The sequence below is a fragment of the Piscirickettsia litoralis genome (assembly GCF_001720395.1).
In the GTDB taxonomy this organism is placed as follows: Bacteria; Pseudomonadota; Gammaproteobacteria; order Piscirickettsiales; family Piscirickettsiaceae; genus Piscirickettsia; species Piscirickettsia litoralis.
Map to the genome: position 1 here is coordinate 214,627 of NZ_MDTU01000001.1, position 2,000 is coordinate 216,626.

The following is a 2,000-nucleotide window of genomic DNA, read 5'->3' on the forward strand; positions in this document are numbered from 1 at the left end:
AATAGCCTTTGCCGGGGCGCAGCTGGGTGCAACGATTCGAGGCGCGATTTATTGGCAAGACCCAGGCTTAGTTCCAGAAAAACCAAGGTCGCGATTTAACCCCGACTCTGCTTATGCCTTTTATCGTGAACAGCAGCTAAAACAACAAACGCCTTACTTCAACCGGATGATGAGCGTTGCTGTTGGTGTCGATGGTGCACTTGGTGCAGGGTTAGATTATGCATTTCGTGTGCATTATAGCACTCAGTTACAGCAATTTGTCTTGGTGTTTAAAGCAGAGGCGGTATGCGGTATCGGTTTTGGTGGGCATTTCGAATGTATTATTGAAGGCAAAGAGATAGAGCCGTTTGCTCTGTTTCTTTACCACCAGCTTAGTCAGATTGATTTTAGTCATGTAGACTTTCAAAAGACGTTAGATAAGCTTTTTTATTCAGAAAACTCTCTGGAAGGAAAATCTGATAGTTTTGCGACTTACTTGGGGTTCGGTGCTTATTATTTGAGCTTCATTGCAGAGGTTGCTTTAGATATAGTGACGACTGCAAGTAAAATTGCTATTTGGGCATATGATCACTCGGAGCTGGGCAAAAATAGATTAAAGCTGGCTAAAAATATTCTGAAAAACTCTCAATATAAAAAAGTGTGCAATCATGGCAAGCTAAGTCGTATTAATATAACCCCTCCTGAGTCTAAAGGTTTATTGCTTTATAAGCTGTGTGAATATTATACAATATTTGCATCTCCAGACCCTGAACCGATGCAAGCGATTTTTGAATTGTTACGCAGTTGTCAATCATTGCAAGAGCTTGATTTATTGCTTAAATACTGTGTTAAAACTGAATCCAGCCAGGATTTCGGTATTAAACGCCCTCAACCACATAAAGATGCAAAAAAAGGCTTGGAAATATTATTCGCAGCATTTGCTAATCATAATATCCATGTGGGGGAAGGGAAAAACTTTTACTGAAAAGCTTCTCAACCGCATTAGTGGTACACAATACCACTATGATTTTTATTCAGAAGTTGAATCGTTTAACGAAATACTAATAGAAGCGATGAATAAAAAGGAAGTTGTTGCTAATGCCAATTTTAAGCAGAAGAAGCTTATTAATGCGGCGGCTTATTTAGGTTTAGCAACTATTTTTTCACTACCAGAGGCTTTAATGGATAAAGTGCCAAAAAATAATGAGTTACAAATATGCCGTGTGCCTAATAAAAATGATAGTGACTTCGAGCTTTTCAACTCAAAAGTGGAAACTTTAGCGCTATTAGTAAAGCAGGTTTCAAAACTTCGACCGATTAAACTCCCACAGGATGCAATTGATGTGGAAGAGGGAGTATTGAGGAGTGGAGTCAATCAATTTATGACATCCTCTTCTTTAGTTATGAACCCTACACTTTACAAAGATATAATGGGGTTGAGAGAATTAACACATAATGTTGGCTTGTTAAAAATAAAATTTGAAAATTATTTAATAAAAATTTCAAAATAATTTAGAGATTGAATGATGAGAGTAAAAAAATATCCGTTTTAATATTGGTTGTAATGGCACTAGCGGGTTGCAAAGGCAAGGCAGAAACTGAGAGTACTAAAACAGTAGTCAAAACACCAAGCCAATTGGCACAGCAAGTTTTGGGTGAAATGGTAAAAAATTCCAGGAGGCACTTTTACCATGGGAACGGATAATCCCAAGTATTCTGATTTTTATGGCTCGAATCAGCATCCACACCAGGTGACAGTTAGTAGCTTTTATATGGAAAAGTTCTTAGTAACTATTGGTCAAATGAACATCTTTAAGGAAATGCATAACGGTGAAATAAATAATAGACCAAGTGGCCCTCATTCTCTCTGGAGTTATCGCTCTCCAGAAGATGTTAATTATTTTCAAGCAGCATCTTTTTGTGCTTGGTTGGCTAATAAAACAGGACTGCCTTTTAAACTACCTACAGAAGCACAGTGGATGTATGCGGCTACAGACAAGGGAACAATGGTTTATCCGACA

General features: G+C 38.0%; 3 protein-coding genes. All 3 read left to right on the forward strand.

Annotated features, from left to right (window positions below):
• Positions 1-964, forward strand: a 964-nt coding sequence (locus tag BGC07_RS00975) for a hypothetical protein (RefSeq protein WP_158006820.1), incomplete at its 5' end; no start/stop codon positions are given.
• Entirely contained in the window at positions 936-1,490 is a 555-nt protein-coding gene (locus tag BGC07_RS00980) for a hypothetical protein (protein WP_069311614.1), read from the forward strand. The genes BGC07_RS00975 and BGC07_RS00980, both read left to right, overlap by 29 nt.
• Positions 1,491-1,649: 159 nt before the next feature.
• Positions 1,650-2,000: formylglycine-generating enzyme family protein (locus BGC07_RS00985; protein WP_268801686.1), on the forward strand; the 351-nt coding region annotated here is incomplete at its 3' end.